At 37.9% G+C, this 5921-nt stretch carries 4 protein-coding genes and 1 pseudogene; 4 read left to right on the top strand and 1 reads right to left on the bottom strand.

The genetic code is table 11. The annotated features are described in order from the left end of the window. Positions 1-238: pseudogene (locus tag BMZ71_RS15205) on the bottom strand (IS701 family transposase); the annotation flags it as partial. Between the two features lie 194 nt (positions 239-432). Here BMZ71_RS15205 and BMZ71_RS14250 point away from each other — a divergent pair. The 4 genes from BMZ71_RS14250 to BMZ71_RS14235 form a co-directional block, all read left to right on the top strand. Then, positions 433-2541 carry a GTPase gene (locus BMZ71_RS14250; RefSeq protein ID WP_086990918.1) on the top strand — a complete coding sequence of 703 codons (2109 nt, stop codon included), beginning with the start codon at positions 433-435 and terminating at the stop codon, positions 2539-2541. Positions 2542-2556: 15 nt separating this feature from the next. Beyond that, entirely contained in the window at positions 2557-4275 is a 1719-nt protein-coding gene (locus BMZ71_RS14245; RefSeq protein WP_086990919.1) for a GTPase domain-containing protein, read from the top strand. A 596-nt stretch (positions 4276-4871) separates the two neighbouring features. Beyond that, positions 4872-5585, top strand: coding sequence for a toll/interleukin-1 receptor domain-containing protein (locus BMZ71_RS14240; protein WP_177187637.1), 714 nt, complete (start codon positions 4872-4874; stop codon positions 5583-5585). Positions 5586-5690: 105 nt separating this feature from the next. Beyond that, a partial coding sequence (locus BMZ71_RS14235) for a helix-turn-helix domain-containing protein (protein ID WP_143071460.1) occupies positions 5691-5921 on the top strand: 231 nt, incomplete at its 3' end.

The following is a 5921-nucleotide window of genomic DNA, read 5'->3' as shown; positions in this document are numbered from 1 at the left end:
GGGATATTTTCCCTTCAGATAGGAGATAGTAATACGAGTTCAAACAGCTAGAGGTATCTATCCTCTTCAAAAACCAAGTGTATAAAAAACGGACGGATTGAATCCCTTGTATCGAAATGATCGCCAAAAGAAAAAGGAAAAACTTATTCGCTGTTGGCCGGGTCATCCCGGCAAAATAAGGAGCGAAATATGATTTTAAACTTTTGATTGTAATGCCTTTTTGATATAATTGATTCATAGCAAACAACCCCCTTTTTTTGTTGGTTTTTATCCAAATCAATCATACAAAAAATTTGGGGTTGTTTGTATTTTTATGCCCTTAGGGGCGTGAAAAGTTGTAAAGTGGTGCGTGCTTTATATAAATAAAGATAATATATAACGACTATCAGAGCTGGTCTTTGACAGTATTAGCCATTTCTCAGGAGGATATCAATGCTTTTTAAAAAACAACCCAAACCGTCAAATGAATTGTCTGCTGCCTTAATCGAGTGTAAGGCTTTTGCAAAGCGTGGTCATGTGCTTGCGAATGACGCAGTATTGTTGCTCAAGCGGGTGGTTAGAACTGTGTCACGCGAAATAGAAAGTGAAATATCTAATCTTGAAATTAGCAATTTTAATGACGCCACAACTACCAGTAGTTTGGTATCACAACTATCCTCAATACGTTCGAACTTTGAAATTCTTCCGCAACGACTCATGGAGGATATAGATTCGATATCAAAAACAACTTTCTCAATAACGCTCTTTGGAAGAACCATGGCGGGGAAATCTACTCTTATGGAGATTTTGACCCACGGCAAAGGAGAGTCTATAGGGAAGGGTTCACAACGGACGACTCGTGATGTTAGAACTTATATGTATAGAGATTTACAAATTACTGATGTTCCGGGAATAGCTGCATTCGAAGGGGAAGAAGACGAGGATGTGGCGTTTGACGCCGCTAAAAAAAGTGACTTGATTTTATTCCTGATAACAGACGATGCTCCGCAAGCCTGTGAAGCAGAGTGTTTAAACAGAATCCTTGGGCTCGGCAAACCAGTAATTTGCATAATCAATCTTAAGGCAGATATTAGTAATTCAACTAGCCTTAAGATGTTCAAGCGCGATATCCTTAAGAAATTTGACGTTGAACGACTAGATACAATTAAACAGCAGTTTTTCGATTTTGGAACACAATACGGGCAGGATTGGCGCACTATTCGATTCGCCTATGTCCACTTAAAATCTGCATTTCTTTCGCAACAAAGTGAATTCAAGGAGAGTAGCGCTGAGTTATTTGGCTTGTCTCGCTTCAACTATGTTGAGAACTTAATTGTTAGCGAAATATCCAAAAATGGTAGTTTTTACAAATTAAAGGCATTCTCAGACATTGTCGTGGTACCTGTCGTAAATGCATTGGAAGTCTTGTTTTTTCAGAGTGCTCAAAATAGCAAACAAGGAACTATTCTGGTTGGCAAGCGGAAAAAGCTGAAGAAGTGGACAGACGAATTTGAGTCCGATGGAAAGAGAAGGATTGAGATTTTGCTTTCCTCCATTTCTGGTGAATTAAAACGCGAAATCGCCACCTTTGCAGAGGACAACTATGATAACTCAAATGCGAGCAATGAATGGAATAAAATTTTGAAAACTCGTAATGTAGAACAACGTGCCTCAAACTTGTTAAGACAACTTGGCAAAGAATGCGAGGAAGAACTCAGAGAAATTAGCCGTGAAATAAACTCCGAGGTAAGGTTCTCTCACACAGTCTTTTCTGACAGTTCCATTAATATGCATATGCTCATTGACGGGAAACGAATATGGAACTGGGCTACGACATTGGTAAGCGGGGGGTTGATGATATCCAGCTTATTTATTACAGGTCCCATAGGCTGGATTGGCTTAGGAGTGGGTTTTTTTGGGTGGTTAGGGTCACTCTTGTTTAGTGACCGCGAAAAGAAAATTCATGATGCCCGTAAAAAATTAGAGAAAAAGCTCTCTGACCACATCGACCAAATGATTGTTGGACTTAGGAAGAGAATGCTTTGCATATTCTATGACGAATTAATGAAGAAACAGCTATACCCAATGAGCCGTACAATCGACGATGTTATTAGTTCAATCTTTATGCTATCCAAAATGCAGCAAGACTTTGCCACTGCACTTAATCGCAAGCTTCAAGAGATAAATGCAGCCGTCATTAAAGAGGCATTAGCATATCTGGGCTACGCTGGATTAGAATGGCATATAGAAAGTACAGCAAGAATACCGGGATACGCAATGATTCTTGTTCTTGACGACGGAAAACGTTTTCCGGATGACGCATCAAAGGCTTTATTTTATCTTCTTAAAGAAAAGATTTGGTTTGTGTTCAAAAAAGAAAACATAAAAGCAATGTTGTCACAAGCCATTGGGCGGGGATGCGACAGAGGCACTATTAGAATTCAATATATCGATAATAGTCCACGAATCGCGCATATCCCTTTCCTTGATAATGTTGATGTGAGCACCAAGAACCGCATTCGAATGGCACAGCAAATTACAGAATTGCTAATTATGAAATAAATGGAGGACAACGCTATGATTGAACATGATTCAGTATACCTTGCTATTTGGACGGCAAAAGCTAAAAAATTACTCGATAGTGTCCGTCGGTTGTTCAATGAAATTGGATACAATGAGAGCGGTATGCCCCGTGATGTATTTGATGGTAGTAAACCATTAAGTCTTGTCTTTGCAGGACAGTATAGTTCTGGAAAATCGAGTCTAGTGAGAGCCTTAACGGGGATCGAAGATATCGCAATTGGCGCAGGCATTACGACGCAAGAAACCCACTCCTATAATTGGAATGGGATAGAAGTAATCGACACTCCGGGCATCCATACGACACTCCGCCCCGATCACGACGAAATCTCGTATGAAGCAATCGCAAACGCTGATATGCTTGTTTATGTCGTTACACACGAATTATTCGATGATTTCATCGGTCAGAACTTCCGCAGATTATTACTCGAAAAGGACAAAGCTGGCGAAATGATTCTAATTGTAAACAAGATGGCGGATATCGGTAATACGATTGAGAACCAAGAAACCAAGCTTAACGACTTGAAGAAAGTAACCATACCATATACTCCAGACCAACTGAGGACGGTTTTCGTTGATGCAGAATCATATTTAGATAGCCTTTCGGAATTGGATATTGAACTCGCAGAAGAGCTCAGAGAACGAAGCAATTTCGATACACTTGTAGCCACATTAAACGTTTTTGTCCGAGATAAGGCTATTTCCTCGCGAATGACGACGGTTCTATATAGGTTGTTCGAACTTCTTCAAAAAGCTGTACATGACTATCAGCCCTCCACGGGTGACAGTGACATTGATGCACTCGAAGAACATCTACTACAAGAACGCCGCATAATTGTAAACACACAATGGCGTATAGAAATAACAGTTAAATCTATATTCGAAGATGCGGCTTTGCAAATACGTGAAAAAGGTCGTGAAGTCGCTAATTCAGTTTACAATTTTGACAATGAATCAGATGCAAACGAATCAATTATCGTTGCCTATAACGAGGTTGATACTATTACTAATACCTGCATTGATAGCGTGACTAATAAAATTACAGAACTATCAAACGATTGCCAATCGCAATTGGATGAATTCTATAAATCCGATTTTTCTCAGGATCTGAAATTCCAATTGGAAAGTAAGTATTCGAAAGGAAACCCACTCATTGAACGTCTGTTTAAGTCTGAAATTTTAGCTCAAGGAAGTAGTAAAATAATTGCAAGTACTGCTGGCTCAAACGCTGCAGCAAATGGGTTAAAAGCGTTTACAGGGAGTAATGTCCATCAAATGGTTTTAAATATCGGTCACTTTTTTGGGCATAGTTTTAAGCCGTGGGAAGCTGTCAAGTGGGTAAAAGGCATCAATGTCGCCGGTAAAATGCTTGGTGTATTTGGAGTGGTATTTTCGCTTGGAATGCAGGCAAAAGAAGATGTGGATGCTGATAAGCGCCAACAAGAAATGAAAAAAAATCGTGAGGAACTTCGCGCGGGATTTAACAATGCTGCTAACGAAGTAGTAAAATACTTCAACAATGCGTTGGACGATTTCTTGGCCAAAAACTACCGTACTCGTATCACCGAAATAGATTCACAGATTTCAGAAATCAGAAATATGCGTCTGGGTAAATCCGAAATCTGTAAGAAGCTTGAGAGCGCACAAACTGACTGTAAGTTATTGATATCTGAAATCCATCGAGATCACTTAAATAATGCTGATGATTGTGACTGAAACCTATCGCAAACACGAAAATTTGCAATCTAATCTTTTTCCTGCTGAACTATCCTCTTGTCTCAGTGCGATCCTAAAAATTAGATCGGAAATTCTCCATTTCTTGACAGGTACATTGTCAACTAAGCAGTTCCAGCGCACTTAACTAAATTCGATAAAAATTACATCACGCTTTTTTAGAAATTAGAGCAGAGCTGACATCAATTACTAATACAATCATCTTTATTCGATTGTGTTACCAAATACTCACTTTATATGACATAATTTCATTTCCAGATACATCCTGGATTCCCGGTAAAATTATAACGTGGAGTATTGAAAGCTTGATAAATCAATGTTTCACTTTTGAACCTCGTTATAAACCGTCATGGTGATTTATAACGAGGTTGATGGAAAAAGACCGTAGGCATGGCCTTTTTCAGTACCACGTTATAATAATCCGGGAATGAAGGTTACATGGTGAGTGTCAGATGAAGATGGATTTTCGAATAGCACACAAGTGGATTTAACTTGGATTCATCAAACGGAAAAATAACTATAAAATAAATAGTTAGTTAATGACAATATAACAACTCATGAAAAAGGAGAATCAAATAATGATATTTTTCAGTCATACTTTTGTAGATAAACCTTTAATCGAACCAATTGCAATTCAGTTCTCAAAAATATTTGGGCAATCAAATATTTTTTATGATAGTTGGTCCATACAACCTGGTGATGGCATAATCGATAAGATGTCAGAAGGAATGTCTAAGTGTAGGTTTTTCTTTTTCTTTGTTTCAAAAAATAGCTTAAAGAGTAAAATGGTCCAAATAGAATGGCAGAATATGTTAATGAACTCTAGCAAAAACGAAAATGTAAAATTCATACCAATCAAATTAGATGATTGTTTGATGCCTACTATACTTATGCAAACTTTGTATATAGATGTTTATGGACAAGGGCCCGAATTTGCTGTTAGACAAATGATTGATGTAGTTAATGGAAACAACACATTTATAAGTGGAGTTCAAAAATTTGAGAATATTAGAGGAGAACTTCGGAAAATCAGCAAATTTGAGTTAAAACTAACAATTAATGCTATCGCTTATTCAGAACCAATTTCAAGATATTATATTCTTACGCATAACAATGAAGGAGAAATTTCCTATAATGTATTAGGAGAAAGTATGCTTCAAACTGGTTTTGATAAGAACATTAAATCAAGTAGCGGCTTTATTACGAACGCTATTTATCTTGGAATTAATAGAAGTGTTACCCCTTCATTTCCGATAGAGGTATCATTAAAATCAAAAAATTGTCAGTGCTAAACTAAATTGAACAGTTTTCGATGAATAAGATTGAACACTTTCGCCAAAAAATATCTCCAATCCTGTATACTTTTAAAGGTATCTTAGGTTATTGGAGGACGAAAGGTGAAGAAGAAGTTAATGTTATATTTGGAAATTCAACAGATGAAGGAGCGGGGCTTTTCCATCCAGCAAATCGCAAAGCAGTTGAAGGTATCCCGCACAACGGTTTATAACTACATGGAGAAGACACCGGAAGAAGCTTTCGAATGGGTCAATTCATTAGGTTCGAGGAAGAAGAAATTGGATCCATACAAGGATTGGATTGTTGCTTGGCTTCAAGAGTATCCGCATCTG

This window comes from Trichococcus flocculiformis (assembly GCF_900113645.1).
GTDB lineage: Bacteria > Bacillota > Bacilli > Lactobacillales > Aerococcaceae > Trichococcus > Trichococcus flocculiformis.
Note: the sequence above shows the minus strand (reverse complement) of the source record. Positions and strands in the feature narration are given on the sequence as shown.

What these genes read in the sequence shown, in the direction of transcription:
- BMZ71_RS14245 (WP_086990919.1), top strand. Translation starts at nt 2,557, where the DNA reads ATGATTGAACATGATTCAGTATACCTTGCTATTTGGACGGCAAAAGCT.
- BMZ71_RS14240 (WP_177187637.1), top strand. Translation starts at nt 4,872, where the DNA reads ATGATATTTTTCAGTCATACTTTTGTAGATAAACCTTTAATCGAACCA.
- BMZ71_RS14250 (WP_086990918.1), top strand. Translation starts at nt 433, where the DNA reads ATGCTTTTTAAAAAACAACCCAAACCGTCAAATGAATTGTCTGCTGCC.